At 55.2% G+C, this 16,231-nt stretch carries 19 protein-coding genes; 10 read left to right on the top strand and 9 right to left on the bottom strand.

The genetic code is table 11. From position 1 onward, the window contains the following. Positions 1-242: 242 nt before the first annotated feature. The gene (locus ACFQEY_RS17730) at positions 243-752 is read left to right on the top strand and encodes a S16 family serine protease (protein WP_379771229.1); all 510 of its coding nucleotides are present in this window, start codon (positions 243-245) and stop codon (positions 750-752) included. A gap of 60 nt (positions 753-812) precedes the next feature. Here ACFQEY_RS17730 and ACFQEY_RS17725 read toward each other — a convergent pair whose 3' ends face one another. After that, positions 813-1,010, bottom strand: a complete 198-nt coding sequence (locus ACFQEY_RS17725) for a heavy-metal-associated domain-containing protein (protein ID WP_080505595.1) — start codon at positions 1,008-1,010, stop codon at positions 813-815. Between the two features lie 134 nt (positions 1,011-1,144). Here ACFQEY_RS17725 and ACFQEY_RS17720 point away from each other — a divergent pair, with 134 nt between their 5' ends. The 6 genes from ACFQEY_RS17720 (at position 1,145) to ACFQEY_RS17695 (ending at position 8,186) form a co-directional block, all read left to right on the top strand. Continuing rightward, positions 1,145-1,735, top strand: a complete 591-nt coding sequence (locus ACFQEY_RS17720; protein WP_271904109.1) for an AsnC family transcriptional regulator — start codon at positions 1,145-1,147, stop codon at positions 1,733-1,735. 94 nt (positions 1,736-1,829) lie between these two features. Beyond that, positions 1,830-4,436: a heavy metal translocating P-type ATPase gene (locus ACFQEY_RS17715; protein ID WP_379771226.1), complete on the top strand. Its 2,607-nt coding sequence runs from the start codon at positions 1,830-1,832 to the stop codon at positions 4,434-4,436. Positions 4,437-4,453: 17 nt separating this feature from the next. Further along, positions 4,454-4,678, top strand: coding sequence for a DUF7123 family protein (locus ACFQEY_RS17710; RefSeq protein WP_128904675.1), 225 nt, complete (start codon positions 4,454-4,456; stop codon positions 4,676-4,678). After that, on the top strand, positions 4,675-5,676 hold the full coding sequence (locus tag ACFQEY_RS17705) for a DUF63 family protein (RefSeq protein WP_379771224.1): 1,002 nt from the start codon (positions 4,675-4,677) through the stop codon (positions 5,674-5,676). Before ACFQEY_RS17710 ends, ACFQEY_RS17705 begins: the two co-directional genes overlap by 4 nt. Positions 5,677-6,050: 374 nt before the next feature. After that, positions 6,051-6,422 carry a DUF411 domain-containing protein gene (locus ACFQEY_RS17700; RefSeq protein ID WP_239638655.1) on the top strand — a complete coding sequence of 124 codons (372 nt, stop codon included), beginning with the start codon at positions 6,051-6,053 and terminating at the stop codon, positions 6,420-6,422. Positions 6,423-7,229: 807 nt separating this feature from the next. Further along, positions 7,230-8,186 carry a hypothetical protein gene (locus ACFQEY_RS17695; protein ID WP_379771222.1) on the top strand — a complete coding sequence of 319 codons (957 nt, stop codon included), beginning with the start codon at positions 7,230-7,232 and terminating at the stop codon, positions 8,184-8,186. A gap of 209 nt (positions 8,187-8,395) precedes the next feature. On the opposite strand, the gene ACFQEY_RS17690 is transcribed toward ACFQEY_RS17695, so the two are convergent. Then, on the bottom strand, positions 8,396-9,217 hold the full coding sequence (locus ACFQEY_RS17690; RefSeq protein WP_379771219.1) for an IS5 family transposase: 822 nt from the start codon (positions 9,215-9,217) through the stop codon (positions 8,396-8,398). Positions 9,218-9,595: 378 nt separating this feature from the next. On the opposite strand from ACFQEY_RS17690, the gene ACFQEY_RS17685 reads away from it, so the two are divergent. The 3 genes from ACFQEY_RS17685 to ACFQEY_RS17675 are packed head-to-tail and all read left to right on the top strand — an operon-like array spanning position 9,596 to position 11,806. Beyond that, complete coding sequence (locus ACFQEY_RS17685) at positions 9,596-10,327, top strand: ATP-binding cassette domain-containing protein (protein WP_379771217.1); 732 nt, start codon at positions 9,596-9,598, stop codon at positions 10,325-10,327. After that, complete coding sequence (locus ACFQEY_RS17680) at positions 10,320-11,057, top strand: ABC transporter permease (protein WP_094529644.1); 738 nt, start codon at positions 10,320-10,322, stop codon at positions 11,055-11,057. Before ACFQEY_RS17685 ends, ACFQEY_RS17680 begins: the two co-directional genes overlap by 8 nt. Beyond that, on the top strand, positions 11,054-11,806 hold the full coding sequence (locus tag ACFQEY_RS17675; RefSeq protein WP_049909288.1) for an ABC transporter permease: 753 nt from the start codon (positions 11,054-11,056) through the stop codon (positions 11,804-11,806). Before ACFQEY_RS17680 ends, ACFQEY_RS17675 begins: the two co-directional genes overlap by 4 nt. Positions 11,807-11,941: 135 nt before the next feature. Here ACFQEY_RS17675 and ACFQEY_RS17670 read toward each other — a convergent pair whose 3' ends face one another. The 7 genes from ACFQEY_RS17670 to ACFQEY_RS17640 all read right to left on the bottom strand — a co-directional run bounded on the left by ACFQEY_RS17670 (position 11,942) and on the right by ACFQEY_RS17640 (position 16,127). Then, on the bottom strand, positions 11,942-12,790 hold the full coding sequence (locus ACFQEY_RS17670; RefSeq protein ID WP_227262414.1) for a plastocyanin/azurin family copper-binding protein: 849 nt from the start codon (positions 12,788-12,790) through the stop codon (positions 11,942-11,944). Between the two features lie 134 nt (positions 12,791-12,924). Continuing rightward, positions 12,925-13,278 carry an SHOCT domain-containing protein gene (locus ACFQEY_RS17665; protein WP_049983674.1) on the bottom strand — a complete coding sequence of 118 codons (354 nt, stop codon included), beginning with the start codon at positions 13,276-13,278 and terminating at the stop codon, positions 12,925-12,927. Between the two features lie 6 nt (positions 13,279-13,284). Beyond that, positions 13,285-13,701 (bottom strand): DUF302 domain-containing protein, encoded by a 417-nt coding sequence (locus ACFQEY_RS17660; RefSeq protein WP_004048654.1) that lies wholly within the window; start codon positions 13,699-13,701, stop codon positions 13,285-13,287. Positions 13,702-13,806: 105 nt separating this feature from the next. Next, positions 13,807-14,154 carry an SHOCT domain-containing protein gene (locus tag ACFQEY_RS17655; RefSeq protein ID WP_049986201.1) on the bottom strand — a complete coding sequence of 116 codons (348 nt, stop codon included), beginning with the start codon at positions 14,152-14,154 and terminating at the stop codon, positions 13,807-13,809. A gap of 63 nt (positions 14,155-14,217) precedes the next feature. Beyond that, entirely contained in the window at positions 14,218-14,535 is a 318-nt protein-coding gene (locus tag ACFQEY_RS17650; protein WP_004048656.1) for a hypothetical protein, read from the bottom strand. Between the two features lie 272 nt (positions 14,536-14,807). Continuing rightward, positions 14,808-15,512 carry a DUF7546 family protein gene (locus ACFQEY_RS17645; protein WP_123624180.1) on the bottom strand — a complete coding sequence of 235 codons (705 nt, stop codon included), beginning with the start codon at positions 15,510-15,512 and terminating at the stop codon, positions 14,808-14,810. A 33-nt stretch (positions 15,513-15,545) separates the two neighbouring features. Continuing rightward, a complete protein-coding gene (locus ACFQEY_RS17640) occupies positions 15,546-16,127 on the bottom strand; it encodes a helix-turn-helix transcriptional regulator (protein ID WP_004048657.1) in 582 nt (193 codons plus the stop codon). Between the last annotated feature and the right edge of the window lie 104 nt (positions 16,128-16,231).

Below are 16,231 nucleotides of genomic sequence, written 5' to 3'. Positions count from 1 at the left end.
TGCCACCTACCGAACGAGAGACAACGTCCGCATCCACGTCTGACTCAAGTGACGACATCGTCTCTCGCATCGAGCGAGACCTCCTTTCGCGGAGAGAATTTCTTGCTGGACTGGGTCTCGGATCGATAGGCGGTGCCGGTGGAGCAGTCGCTCTCACGCGGTCAGATACCGATTTCCAGTCACTAGCGACACTGGCAGGCGGGGCGGCCTCTCTCCCGGACACACAGTTCCATCTTCCGGCAGTGGACGCAGCTAACTCAGGTCTCATTATCGCGACCAATTTCGAGTTTTCTGATGGCAACGGTGAGCTGTTTGTCAATCTGAACGGTATCGAGATCCGCCACGACCTCCAGCGTGCACTGGATGAGGCGAGACAAACCGCTACCCGTCTTACTGGTCGTTCACTTGGAGATACGGCTACGCACGTATCATTCGTCTCACCTGAGACGGGCACTCTTACACTCCGTGGAAAAAGCTGGGAAGCCGGCCTTACGGTTGCTTTTATTGCCAGTCTTCGCCAGCAGTCGCTGTCGTCTGAGACCCTCATCACTGGAATCGTTGCCGACGATGGCAAGCTGCTCCCGGTTGGCGGAATCAAAGCAAAGGCCCGGAGTGCCCGGGCGTTCGGAGCGACCGAATTGCTTGTTCCCAGCGATCCCGATTCAGATGTAGCTATCGAGGGATTACGCGTGACACCCGTTGAATCGATCTCAGACGCACTTAGCCACTTGGCACAAACTCAACGTTCGTAGCAGTGAAGGCGAGATACGCTACGATGGGGCGTCGCTCGCCTTCTATCGTTACGTGATAGCTTACGTAGAGGCGTCGTACCCGGCGTCTTCGACCACAGTCACGAGGTCATCTGATTCAGCTGTTCCTTCGACTGTCGCGGATTCCGAGTCCCGATCCGCAGTCGCCGATGTGACTCCGTCGACTTCTTTGAGTGCTTCCTCTACAGTTTGCTCACAGTGTTCACAGGTCATTCCTTCGACCGAGATGGTCTGACTCATATCCATACATGATTAGGGCCCCCTATTCTATGTGCTTTTCTGCTTGGAACCCAAAGTTATTCCGAGTTCAAAACCGCACTCTCAAAGGTCTATTTTGAGAAAAAATAATGTATCCTGCGGTGCGACGCTGTTGTATGCGCAACCTAGACGAAACAGATCTGGAGATTCTCTCGTTACTGGCCGAAAACGCCCGTCGTCCATTCAGCGCCATCGGCGAAGAAGTTGATCTGTCCGGGCCAGCTGTTTCCGATCGAGTCCAACGATTACAGGAAGCAGATGTTATTAACAACTTCACGATTGATGTAAACCGGGCGCACCTTCGGGCCGGTGTTCCAGTATTCATTCAAACAGAAATCGAACCGGGATCGCTCGAAGAGGCCCGTACGCGAGTCCGGGAATCGGACGGCATCGAACACGTCTTCACGACCTCAGAAGGCGATCTCTGGTTCTATGCCCGCGTTGAGGCACAGAACGTCCGTCAGTGGGTAGACAGCCTGTTTGATGGGCTTGGGATATCTGGATATTCAGTCACCTTGATCGACGAAGCTGAATGGACGCCTTCGATCGACGGCGTCGAATTTGCTCTCACCTGCACTGAATGTAACAATACCGTCGACAATGAAGGTGAGACGAAGCGCATCGATGGCGAGATCTATCACTTCTGTTGTCCATCTTGTCTCGCACGGTTTGAAGACCGCTATCAGCGGCTCGAAGAGGGTGTATAGAACGGTCTTTGGATTCCAAATTTTCTTGGTGTCGATAACCACCTTCTCGAAACAGTAAACCGCCTAAACATAGACCCCGTATAGTAAGATGAACATGACAAGCCGAACAACCCATCTCGATATTACGGGGATGTCCTGTGCCAACTGTTCGGGAACGATCCAGGACACCCTCGAATCCCTTGACGGGGTATCGAAGGCGGATGCGAACTTCGCCACCGACGAGGGATCCGTAACCTACGATCCCGATGAGGTATCACTCCAGGAAATCTATGAGGCGATCGACGAGGCAGGCTACGGCGCAATCACGGAGACGGTCTCTATTGCTATCTCCGATATGACGTGTGCCAATTGCGCCGAGACCAACGAAACCGCTCTCGAGAATACACCGGGTGTCGTCACCGCCGAAGTCAACTACGCGACTGACGAAGCGCAGGTCACCTACAATCCGGCAGAGGTGTCTCTCAATACACTGTATGATGCTATTGAGGACGCTGGCTACTCGCCCGTCCGCGAAGATGGTGATGACGACGAGTCGGGTCAAGACGCACGAGATGCCGCACGACAGGCTGAGACCCAAAAGCAACTCAGACTGACCCTCTTTGGGGCAGTGTTGTCGGCTCCGTTGCTCTTCTTCCTCATCGACAAGTTTCTGCTCGGTGGCGCGATCGTCCCTGATGCCGTCTTCGGCGTTGAAATCGGGTGGCTCGAGTTCCTCCTCGCCACACCGGTGCAGGCGATCCTCGGCTGGCCGTTCTATAAGAACTCGTACAAGGCGATCGTGAAAAACGGCCGCGCCAATATGGACGTGCTAATCGCAATCGGTTCAACAACCGCCTATCTCTACTCCGTGGCAGTCCTGTCTGAACTCATTGCAGGTGGGCTCTACTTCGACACGGCAGCGCTCATCCTCGTGTTCATTACGCTCGGCAACTACCTCGAAGCTCGGTCGAAGGGGCAAGCGGGCGAGGCCCTCCGGAAGCTCCTCGAAATGGAAGCCGAAACGGCGACCATTATCCGCGAGGACGGCAGTGAAGAAGAAGTTCCGCTCGAAGAGGTCACAACGGGTGACCGGATGAAAATCCGTCCGGGTGAGAAAGTTCCCACAGACGGCGTCGTTGTCGACGGTCAGTCCGCCGTCGACGAGTCGATGGTCACTGGTGAATCCGTCCCTGTAGAGAAGGAAGAGGGCGATGAGGTCGTCGGCTCGACGATTAACGAGAACGGCGTCCTTGTCGTGGAGGCGACAAAGGTCGGAGAAGATACGGCTCTTCAACAGATCGTTCAGACTGTCAAGGAGGCGCAGTCGCGCCAGCCCGACATCCAGAACCTCGCGGACCGTATCTCCGCGTACTTCGTGCCTGCGGTCATCGCGAACGCTCTCCTCTGGGGCATTGTTTGGTTCCTGTTCCCGGAGGTACTGGCTGGCTTCGTCGACTGGCTCCCGCTGTGGGGTCAGGTCGCTGGCGGCCCGGCCCCGGTCGGTGGGACCGTTTCCGTCTTCGAGTTCGCGATTATTGTCTTCGCGTCCTCGATCCTCATCGCCTGTCCCTGTGCGCTGGGGCTGGCGACGCCCGCAGCCACGATGGTCGGGACGACGATTGGTGCCCAGAACGGCGTCCTGTTCAAGGGCGGTGACATCCTCGAACGCGCAAAAGACGTCGACACGGTCGTCTTCGACAAGACGGGCACCCTCACGGAGGGTGAAATGGAATTGACCGATGTGGTCGTCTTCGATAGCGATGGAAATGCAGTGACTGACGGTGGCGAGCCGACGCCAGATGGTGGACAGATCAGCACTCGTGAGCGCCTCTCCGAGGACGACGTGCTGCGGCTGGCGGCGATAGCAGAAAGCGGAAGCGAACACCCGCTCGCGCGGGCAATCGTCGACGGGGCTGAAGAACGCGGGCTGGACGTGACTGAGCCCGACGACTTCGAGAACGTTCCTGGTCACGGGATCAAAGCGGTTGTTGGTGACAACGAGGTACTGGTCGGCAACCGCAAGTTGCTGCGAGACAACGACATCGACCCGTCACCCGCCGAGGAGACGATGGAACGCCTCGAAAACGAGGGGAAGACGGCGATGCTTGTCGCTTCCGAGGGCAAACTGGTTGGTGTAGTGGCTGACGCCGACACAATCAAAGAGAGCTCCAAGCAGGCCGTTACAGCCCTCCAAGAGCGGGGCGTCGACGTAATGATGATTACGGGCGACAACGAGCGAACTGCTCGTGCGGTCGCCAAACAGGTGGGTATCGACCCGGAGAATGTCCGAGCAGGGGTCCTTCCCGAAGACAAGTCTAACGCGGTCGACAGTATTCAAGACGAGGGCCGTCAGGCGATGATGGTCGGAGACGGCGTTAACGACGCCCCCGCGCTCGCGGTCGCGCACGTGGGGACAGCCATCGGCTCCGGCACGGACGTGGCCATCGAGGCTGCAGACCTTACGCTGATGCGCGACGACCCGCTCGACGTGGTGAAGGCGATCCGAATCTCGGACGCGACACTCCAGAAGATCAAGCAGAACCTCGTGTGGGCGCTCGGATACAATACCGCGATGATTCCCCTCGCGTCGCTCGGGCTGCTCCAGCCGGTGCTCGCTGCAGCAGCAATGGCGTTCTCGTCGGTGTCGGTGCTGACGAACAGCCTGTTGTTCCGGCGGTACACCCCCGATCACGACTACAAGCTCTTCGGGTTCCTTCGCTAACCGTCGCCTCTATCTCAATGTCGAATATTTCCCGCCAAACGGTTCGGAGGTACCTCGTCGAGACAGCCAGTAGCGAACCGACGTACCTCCGGGCTCACGAGATCGCCGGTGATCTTGACGGCTCTCCGAAGGCTGTCGCGCAATACCTCAGCCAACTTCAGGACGACCTCTCACTCGTCTCACTCGAACAGTGGGGGCGCTCTAAGAGCACGACGTGGCGCTTGGAGGTGAACGAGTCGTGAGTACTGTCACGCGACGCGTCGAAACCGCCCTTCCGGAAACAGGCTCACGCGAGTGGTGGGCGCTGTACCTACTTGCTCCGCCCGTCCTCATCGGTGCGGGAATCCTTGCGTTCCCGGGCCTCGTCTTCGACCAGTTCATTTGGCAGTACCTCTGGGGACCAGTCGTCGCTGACGCTGCCAGTGAGCCAGTCATGCATGAGGGGATTCGTGCTGTTCGGGGCTACAACGCGGTGAACACCGTAACCTACCTCGCGGCGGTCGTGTACAGCCTCCCCGGACTACGAGTGTATCTCGATCAACTCGACGTCACGTTTGACGCACGACTGGCCTACGGGTTCGCCCCGATCATTATCGCCGGCGGAGCGATGCGCGCCCTCGAGGACATCGGCCTACTCGGGGACTACGCGGTGTGGTTCATCACGCCGTCAATCTACTTTGTCGTTACCGCTGTCACCGTCCTCGCGCTCGGCATCGGCGCACTTGCGCGTGATCGGAATACCGGTTCCATTCCGTCAACGGTCGGGCTTATCGGGTCGGTGTGGGCTGTCGGTGCTGTCGGGTGGGTGCTTTGGTACGGCCTCTCGATGTCGACCCCGCTCCGTCTGTGGGTTCCTGTCGCAACGACGGGGATTGCTCTCGGGGCGACCGCGCTCTACTACTGGGGAGCGAGTTTCGTCAATGTCACACACCTTCGACACCCGCTGATTCTGCTGGCCGTCTTTGGCCAGCTGTGGGACGCTGCACAGAACCTCATCGGTGTGACGTTTCTCGGCTACTCCCCCAAGCTGGTCGTCACGAATCTCGTATACCAGGCGACTGGATTTGCCGGATCGACGTTCGTGCTGAAACTCGTCGTGACTGTCGGCATCGTGTGGTATCTCGCTGATGCGAAAGAGGAGATGAACCACACATGGTGGTGGCTTATGACGTTCTTCATCGGAGCGATCGGGCTCCCGATGGGCGTTCGCGGGTCACTTCGGATGCTACTGGGGGCCTAACAACGGCCTCGGCGATGTACCGCGCTTTCTGTTAAGAATCGAAACCGGCCGAACGGTATCTGGGATGGTGGATTGAGGCGTTCACCGCGCGTAGCCTTGCTGGATCACTCCCGTTTCGAAAGAAAACAGAGTGGAGTGTGGGACCGGCGTGTCCTAGAATAGACAATCCTACCGAAGGCGACTGTGATCACATTCCGGGTTATTAGTAACAGGGGTAAAGCGTATGGGAACTACTGTTGTATCGTCTAATAATGCCGCAACCGTGGAATCGTCGTCGGGTGCTTCAACATAGTGGTACAATCGGAATACTAGGTCTTACAGGCTGTCTAGGTGGCTCAAGCACGAACTCATGGGATATTGATGACCCAGTAGCAGTGGCATCAGCACAACAATTTAACTCACCAGGATGTAGCTGTTGCGAGCAGTATGCATCATATCTTCGTGAGAATATCACTGGTGACCTCTCAGAGACCGTACCGGATGATATCCAAGCAGTAAAGCAGGAATATGGGATCCCCGAAGACCTCCAGAGCTGTCACACACTCGTCCTCACAGATTACGTCGTAGAAGGACACGTCCCGGTCGAAGTAATCGCCCGGCTTCTCGATGAAAACCCACCGATAGATGGAGTTGCACTCCCTGGTATGCCATCTGGGACACCGGGGATGGGTGGAGAGAAAGATGGCTCGTTAAGCATATACGCTATTGACGGCGATAAAGCCGGAGCTGAGTACACTGAGGTATAGATTCAGAGATACAGTAGATCTGGCTCTGTTGAAATCCTCAGTAAGTGATATATTCTCACCCAGTCGCGGTCAGTACAGGGAAAACACTTACCGGAGCTGTGGGAGAATTTAGTCATGAATCGTCGGCAGCTTCTTCGTGGTGCTGTGGGTGGGGGAATCTGGCTTCTGGCGGGTTGTTCCTCTACTGGCAGTGAGGGATATGCGACGATACAAGACCTCAGTTTCGTAAACACGGGGTCTACTACGGTGCCAGTAGAGTTACGGATAGAGCGGACTGATACGGATGAAGTAGTTCATACGGAGACTCGTGAGCTGACGGTAGACCCGGAATGGGTTATCATCGAGTGTGTGTGGCCAGATGTACCGTTAACAGTCATGGCCCGTCATGAAGATGGAGAGTGGAATAGCTTCAATACAGAGGACCGAGACGGCTGTGTCGGTGTCATAGCTGCAGTACACGACCAGAGAACATCATTTTACGCGCATAACGCTGAGTGTCCAATTGATAACGCGAGATGCCACACTGATTAGTCCGCAGTTTTCATCGACCGGCTGTTTCAGGCGAGAATATGTCTGAATAATAGGATTTCAACAGAGCTACAAATTCATAATAACATCTTTCGGGTCTATCCTGATCTGGTAACCGGACGGTGTCGTTTTGTCTACCGGGGGCTGATACGCGGCAGATCGGTGGCTGGCGCTTTCGATATTCATAAATGAATCTACGGCTCTATTGGCGCGCTACGCACCAAAAACAGATGTTTAAGCCTCCCAAAGGTATTTTTGATACAACATCTTTTTTCAAGTATGGATCGAAGGGCATCGATCGCCGTCGTTGGCAACGGTTTAGTCCTTGCCCTCGCTGGGTGTATCCAGTTTGAGGAAACTCCCAACCCGCGCTCTAACGGTGATCCGGGGGTGGAACCAATAGCGAGTTTGGAGATGATTCCGGTGACGGACAAAGAGATCGCCCGAAGGCTCACGTACTCGCTCGATGAGCCACAACGGAAATTCGCGGCGGAGGTCATCGAAAATGGTTCGAAGACAGTCCGAGGAACGGACGAACCATTCCCACCCGATAGACGGTTCGTCTACGATGATACACTGTATGAATTCACAGCTGAGGTCATTGACTCCCAGCCTGCGGTAGTCTTTCGGATCACTCTTGAAGAGGTGGATGACACGGACGCTGAGACGATCGCATACGATGACCTCCCACCCGTTGACAAACAGGCCCTCGAAGAGTACGGGTGGGACGACCCGGACGTGTTCGAAGTCGGAGGAGCTCCGTTTGTCTACTTGGAAGACGAAGTCTCAGATTCCATGTTGGTTCCGGAGCCTGATTACCCCGTAATCGTGTGGGAGTCCGGCATTCAGGGCCGGTTTATTATCGAAAGTCAGTCTGAAACAGCGATGAACAAGTATACGTATCGTGCTCACACGGTTCACGAATCTGCGAGCGAATACGGGGGAGAGATTCGACGCGAACACGAATTCCAGCTTTCAAGCCTCCCGGAAGCTCAAGAGCGCATCGTGTCCGAGGCGATCTCGGATGAACATGGGTACAAAATATTGCCAGATGAATCGATTCCAGATACTTTTAATGAACTTGTAAAATACTTTTCAGACGAGGAGAAATTCAGACCAGAAGATACTGGATCCGAAACGACAATCTCTGGTCTATATTTTGTCGAATACGACGGAACGAACCACTGGACCGAGTTACACGTAGAGGACGACAGGAGTGAAGATTCGAAATCGTGAACCGAGGTTGGATTGAACCAAGAATTTGACTTGTTTTACAGAAAGTCTCGTAGCGCTCTCAAAATGGACTGTCTCCGAAAACCAATCATCTTCGAGGCTCTGTTGAAATTCCCTTCTTCACAGAGGTACTTGCCTGAAACACCCGGTTGATAAGACAATTCAATTGAGTCTGTGGCGGTGTTGGTAATTGTACACCCTGTATAGACCGCTCAGAGCGACCGGTCGAGATTATGAACGAGACAGGCGATGGCGAGTTCACGGAACTGTTTCCACCATCGTCGTGATCGGACGAATGCACCGTACTTCCGCTTGAGCGTAGAGTTGACGGTCTCGGATTGACTCCGCTGTCCGTAGAGTTCAGCATCTAAGCGCGCGTTCCATGCCTTATGAATTGGTGTGAACTCACGGTGCTTGATCAGAGGGCGAGCCTCGTATTCATGGGCGAGTCGCCTGATTTTCTGGTCGTCGTAGCCTTTGTCACCGAGCAGAACATCAATTTCCTCGGGATTGCGCTTAATCAAAGAGGGCGCGATCTGGCTGTCGTGTTTTCGTGTCGTGGTCACATGTAGGTCGATGACTGCGTTCACCTTCGCATCGACCAACAGCGTCACTTTGAGCTGCTGAATCGTGAGTTCGGCGCGTTTCGTGTAATGTTTCGAGGCGTGACTGCGGTCGAACCCTGACGCATCAACTCCAACGACGCCACTCGTCGGAAGGAGCGCCGTTGAGAGACCCAGTATGACACGCCACACAGCCATATCAAGCCGATTGAACGCCTTACAGAGCGTTGAAGGTGTAGGAAGTTCAGCTAATCCAAGAGCGCGACGGATACGTGGCATCTCGATCAGTTCGTCAAGAAGGCCACGATAAGTCGTGTTTTTCCGAACTTTGAGACATAGCAGAACAACGTGCTGCGGGAGTGTATAGCGGTGTTTAGAGAATTTCGAGGAGTATCGAGAAACGGCTCGGCGGGCCAGATGGATCGCCTTCTCAGTAAACCGGAGAATCTGCGACTTCGGGAGGGCCTTCATCTCGTCGAATTACAGGCCGAACATGTAACTCTCTGAGGATTTCAACAGAGCCGTAGATCTGCAACTGATGTTCAGACGGCTTCTCTATGGGTTCGGATACACCTTCGCGCGTCTCATCTTTTTCAACGCGAAACTTCAACAGCTGTCTTGAAGCGGGTTTGTATCGCGTTCTGGCTTGTTGGTGATCCAATTCAGAAGCTTTCCCGTGTAAACTGTGAAACAGCTTATAGGAGACAGTATTCAGAAAATCAAGAGGTATCTAACACGTTGAGTCCAGCGTCAGCTCTGTATGCAATCTCTGATTATTCACGGGGTTGCTACTGATAGTTTAGATTTGAAACAGTAATCGCAGTAAATGAGGAGCGTGTGTATTCATCTATGGAAGCGCCCACAACCTCCACGACAGAGGCTACCACCAGCGAGGTACTCGTCCGTGCTGATGAGATTGAAAAAACGTACGGGTCAAACCTCCCATTTACACGATCGGTTCCCGTCCTCACCGGTGCCTATCTGGAAATCCGAGCAGGAGAAATCGTCGGAATCGTCGGGGGGAACGGTTCGGGGAAATCCACGCTTATGAACATCCTCGTCGGCGTCCTCAAGCAGGATTCCGGAGCAGTTGAACGAACAGGGACGGTTGGCTGGTGTCCACAAGAACCACTGCTTTACGACCGCCTGACGGTCACAGAGACGTTCCGCCTGTTCGGTTCCGGATACGGAATGACCGCCGAAGAAATCGACGAGGCCAAACGCCGATTCGCATCGAAACTCGATTTCGAGCAGTACCTTGACTATCGAATCGACCAACTCAGCGGTGGAAACCGACAAAAAATCAATCTCAGTATCGCCCTAATGTATGATCCGGACGTCCTCATGCTAGACGAGCCCTACACCGGGTTCGACTGGGAGACATATCTCACCTTCTGGGACCTCGCCGACGAACTTGCTGCCGACGGAACAGCTGTCGTAATGATTTCACACTTGATCGAGGAGCAGAGCCGTCTCGACCGTATCTACGAGGTTCGTGATGGACACGTCTACGACGTGACTGAGCGGGAAAGTGAGACCGAAGCGACGACCGGTGAACGGAGGAGAAAGGCCGATGAATAGAATTCAAACGGGGATCCGGACGAACGTCTCCACCTTCCTCAGGACCCCCCTGAATGTCGTCTTAGCACTCCTCCTTCCGGTTGTCGTTATCGAAGGCTGGGGACAAGCGATGGCGGGGTTGCCAACTATGCCGACAGTTGAGGCGATTCCGATCGATCTGGGTCGCCTCCTCGGAGCGATATTCGGTGTCGCCATCATCGCCGGCCTGATGGGACTCGCCCAGATGATTAGTGCGCGTGCAGCCGATCGACGACTCGTTCAGACAGGCTATCCACCCCGAACACTGCTTGCGACTCGATTAGCGACGCTCGGAGGGGTCACGGTCGTCGTGGCTGCCGTGAACTACGGCGTGCTCTGGCTGACGATTTCACCGGAAGCCCCTGTCCTGACGTTCGTATTCCTCGTCCTCGCCGGCCTCGTCTATGCGTTTCTTGGCGCACTCGTCGGGGCGCTCCTTCCGCGACTGTTCGAAGGCTCGCTCGTCGTGGTGTTCCTCGCGATGATGGACGCGTTCCTCAGTGGCGACAGCCCGCTGGCTGCTGACATTCCTGAGTTCGTGGAATACTTCCCGCTCTATCATCCGAAGGAACTCCTTCAGGAGGCGATGTTCCAAGGTACATATACGACGGGCGACCTCGGCTTCGTTGCCGGATACCTGCTCGTCTTGCTCGTGCTCGTCACCGTAGTGTTCGGAGTGACGATGCGCACCAGTGGTGGGTGGTCCGCATGAACCGTACGACAACGGCGTTCTCGATCGGCATCAAAGAACAGGCGCGTAACTACGTCCTCGTCGCTCTACTGGTCGTCCTACCGGTCTCGTTCATCACGTTGGCGTTCGCAGTCACCCAGGACGTCGAGATGCCGGTTCGGACGCTCGTCGACGGTGAGACGGCGACGGTCATGCGGGGGATGCCTGAGGTCCACGGCGTGATCATGACGCCGATTACGAGTGCTCTCATCGCCGGACTCGCCGGGTTGTTCCTGATGCGAGAAGCCAAAGACACGGACGGTCGTCTGGCAGTCGCTGGCTATCGTGCATGGCAGGTAATCGCTGCCCGGTTTGGGGTTCTCGCAGCAATTACTCTCATCGTCACCGGTGTCTCAGTTGGTGTGATGCTCGTCGATTTCCAGCCCGAGTATCTCTGGTGGTTCGTCGCAGCGATGCTCGTCGTCTCGGTCACGTATGGTCTCATCGGGATGCTCGTCGGGGCCGTCTTCAACCGCCTAGCCGGGATGTGGCTGATGCTGATTCTCCCGATGCTCGATATCGGACTGTTTCAGGATCCGCTGTTTATTCAATCTGAACCTGATTGGTGGATGAAACTCTTTCCGGGCTATTGGCCAGTCCGTGTAATGGTCGATACCGGACTCACAACCGACGTAGATACGGCTCTCTCGTTGGTGTGGGCTACTGGATATCTTCTCCTCGTAGCCGTGCTCGCAATTGGTGTTTACTACCGAGCCACACAGGCGAGTTGATCACAAGAGAAATCAGTCATAAATGGAACAAAACAAGTCACGGGATCGTTCTGAAATCAAAGGTATCGGTGAGGGCGGTATTCTCTAATCCCCGAATCACTTGACCCCGGTGAGTTCACCCTCTCACGGTGGCAATCAGTTGGAGATGTCCTCATCAGTAGCATCTAATCGCTCACGGCGACGTCTATACTCCTCCTCGTCAATTTCGCCCCTGGCATAGCGGTTCTGGAGCGTTTTTCTGGCTGAGTCGTCGGTAGTCGATTGAGGAGATTTTTGGTTTCCAAGCCAGTAGAGCCCGCCACCGAGAACGCCCAGCATTCCGAGTACGCCACCAACAGCTGGTAGCCCTCCAACTCCACCTCCGTTGCGGCCACTCATCATTCCAGAACCACCTCGTCCCATCATTCCACCACCAGTATTCCCGCTTCCATCGCTGCTTGAGCCGTAGGCGACTGTACCCTGGTCAACAATCGCCTCACTCGATGGGACCTCTCCATCCGGGATTGAATCCTCCTCTGCCGGTCCGCCAGGACTGCCAACTACGATCCGTCCGACCATCCCAATCGACTTGTGCGGGATGCAGTAGTAATCATACGTCCCTGGCGTTTCGAACGTATATTCGAAGCTCCCGTCTGAGATCGTCCCACTATCGAAGGCGGAAGCGCCCTCCGGAATACGATCTGCGTACGCCGTAGCGGAATGTGCCCCCGCTGCGAGTTCAAATTGAACGGTTGTCCCGGGATCAACACGTAGGCCGATTGGGTCGAAGTAATTGTTTCCCATCTCCACGATGGGCGTCTCCTGTGCGTTCGCTGACTGAGCAAAGCCGGTGCTGGCGACTGCGCTGGCACCGACAATGCCTAAGAATTGACGTCGGCTGTGATGTGTCATGTTGTCTGGATCATTCTTCGGTGGGTAGCTACGCGCGATACTGGTGCGAAGACTTCGGACGTGACTCACTCCGAACTTGTCGTTTGTTCCCATTACTACTCATAACCATATGCTGAATCGAGCACACCATTTCGATGTAACGGAACGATGCTGCCGAACGGTTGGTTTCGATACCCTCGAGTCGATCCGCAGGTGTTCAAACGGGTGAAACGCGGTTTGGGTAGTGGTCACTCTGATTGTTCGAGCTTTTCTCGTCGGGCTTCGAACTCTTCGTCCGTGAGATCGCCACGAGCGTACGCCAGACGTAACTCTTCCATCGCGGGATTATGAGACGTCTGTGTCTCGCTCATCCGCCGGAAGATGAGATATCCACCGCCCAGAAGCGCAAGGAGGAAGATGACCGGGACGAGCATCCCGATGAGGGGCCACCAACCACCTGTGGTACCGTACTGGCCCATCATTCCTCCGTATCCCATCATCCCACCGAACCCCATACCCATTGTGAGCAAGGGAAGGAGGATGAACGCTCCGAGGACGATGAGCAGTATCGTCGTCGTATCCAGTTGATCCGATGATGCCATCAGAGATCAGGCCTCCGATGCGGATCCGAACTCGTCAGTTACGGCTGCCAGTACGCGGTCGAATCGTTCGCTGACCTCGGTCGCGACGGAGTCAAGCGCGTCGTTATCAGCGATCCCGACTAACTGTTCCGGGTCGACCGCACTCACCACGATGACGCCGTCATCGTTCTCGTAGACGATGACGTTACAGGGCAAGAGCGCACCGAGTTCAGTTTCTACACTCAACCCTTCGTATGCCAGCGGAGGATTGCACGCACCGAGGATGCGATACTGGCGGAACTCCTCACCGAGTTTCTCCTTGAGCGTCGCCTGAATGTCGATGTCACAGAGAACACCGAATCCCTCGTCTTTGAGCGCGGCATTCGTTGCGTCGACGACATCGTCGAACTCTCCATCAATCTTGGTTTGTATTGTGTAACTCATGTAATACTGTATCCTGTTTACGCACTTAAGCGTTCGGTCCCGTCGCCCCAACTGGCAGACGAGAATTTTTTCTCGACGATGCTCCTTCTATTTCGGTCATGGGCACTACTCGAGTTGCTTTCGTCGACGTTCGAACTCTTCATCGGAGAGTTCACCGCGAGCGTAACGCTCACGAAGAACCGAAAGCGGCCGACTATCACTCCTCTCAGAATCTCTGTTGAGGAGTGAGTAGACGAGATAGAGCGGGACGACGATTAGGAGCCCCATCCAAAGGAAGCTCCAGAGGCCCATTCCACCGCTGAAGACCCCCCAACCGCCGCTACCCATCATACCGCCGCCGTAGCCTCCACCACCGTGAGCCGCTGCGGTGCCCGTTGCTACAATCAACAGCGGAACCGCTAGTATTGCGATTCGACGAGTCGTCCGCCCGAGAGTGTTGGTGTAGTGTGTCATTGTGATCGTTGAGTCAGTAAGTCGAATATCTATCGTGTCAGACGAGGATCCGAACAGGGATCGTTAGCAGCCGTACCCCTGTCCGTTCATCCCCGTCGCGGTGTGATTGTCGTCCGCCATATCTTGGGCCATCTCGTCGACGGTCACGCCCATGTGCGCTTCCATCTCGTCAACGGCATTCGGGCCCATGTAGTCGGTCATGTGACCTTCCATCCAGGCCGCCCAGTCTGCTGCACTACCATCGGCTGGCGTCCCTTCAGCTGCCGTCTCGTTCCCCTGGATCGGTTCGTCACCGTGTGCGCTAACTACCGGGGCGGCAAACGCGAGTCCGACAATCGCGAGCACCACGAGCAGCCATCGTCCGAGGTTTCGGTTGGTCATTGTTTTTCGCCTCAAGTAGTCATACGGTGGGTTCGGAGTTATCTTCGTGGGAGTGAACTCAAACAGGAGAGCGTTCAAGAACGTCTATAACGCCATCTAAACGTTTTCTACTGACGGGATCGTTCATACCTGCCGAATTCGAAAGGATCAGAGGAATGGTGAGAGCAAAGGGGATCCGTCGAGACTGTTCACCTCATTGCGGCGATCCAGACAATAACCACGGTTCAGGCGGCGAGGGAGGCTCGGGTATTGCTGACCACGAACGAGATGGATCAGTTCCCTCGGAACTGGTGATACTGCCTCGTGAGTGCCTGACGATGGTAGAGGATTCCAATTGTCATGAGGAACAGAACGGTCGCAATTTCGTAGCCATACGCACCAAGCAATAACATCGTTGAAGAACCACTCAGTCCGCCTGCAAGTAGTACGGCAAACAACGGGCTAACGCAGGCAGGGCACGCCACAATCCCGACTATTCCTCCGACTGCCGACTGCGAGAAATCAAGCAATGCATCATAGACGAGATACGCCAGCGCGAACAGGCCAACCGCTTGGTAAGGAATGAGCGAGACCGTGATCAGGTCACCTGTATAGACGAAGACCGGACTCCATCCCAAAGATCGACCCCACGTTATTCCGAAGCCGCTTGGTCCAGTGAGCTGCCCGAAATGAGAGGTGCTCGGTCCAAGTAATCCTGAAAAATAAAACATCACGATGAGATATAGAGCAACGACAAGTGCGGCACCAATACGATACACTCGACGTTTCGTTACAGGTCGAGTGTGCCAGATCACCCAGACTGAGGCGGTGAACCAAATAAATGGAAGGACGAAATGGGTCCACCGGCTCCCCATATCTCCTGTGAAATATGCGTACACCAACCCGGCGATCAACTGTGCGGCGAGGAGGAGATTGAGCCACGTGCTTGACTTGAGAACCCGGCTAATGCGATCAGTTTCGAGTGTTGCTTGTGACATGATGGGTAGTGTTAGTATGAATTTCTACGTCTGTTAGTTCTGCAGGTCATCACTCGGATACACGCGGTAGGTTCGACCCTGTCGTTCCCGATACAGCAGCCCGCGCTCCTCGAGTGAACTCACGGTCTGGCTCACTTTACTCTTTGAGAACTCAGATCGATCCCGAAGTTCGATCTGCGTGATTCCAGGCGAGTTCAGGACGGGTTCAAGGACGCGTCGTTCATCATCCGGTAAGAGATCGAGAACGCGCGCTTGCGGATCCGATTCAGGATTGATAGGCGTCGCCGGCGAGGCGTCATCGTCTATCGATGTAGGCGTTGCCTCCGATACCTGATCGGGGTCGATGTGATCCGCTGAGTCGGTTGTCGAATCGATGAGATTCCCTCGAACCACGTAATAGATGCCACCGATACTGCCTGCGACCAGAAGGGTTCCAACCACGTACCAGAGAGGATCTGGACCGTGAATCGCCCCCATAGACGAGTCCATCATCGGCCCCATCGACTGCTCGATAGCGCGACGCTGTTGATAGGCCCGCCAACTGAGTAGTCCGCCAGCCAAGAGGACGAACCCAAGGAGCACACCAACGACGGTATCCGCTGGACGTTGGTTCATATGACATCCCCTTGTTTCGATATCTGACTGCTCATACAATCAATTTTGGCGCGACAGGTGTGACAATTGCGGATTGAAGGTGCGATGATGAAGTGCTTCACAGC

It is taken from the genome of Halorubrum trueperi (genome assembly GCF_042662525.1).
GTDB lineage: Archaea > Halobacteriota > Halobacteria > Halobacteriales > Haloferacaceae > Halorubrum > Halorubrum trueperi.
The sequence above is the reverse complement of the archived record's forward strand: the minus strand, read 5'-3'. Positions and strand labels throughout refer to the sequence as shown.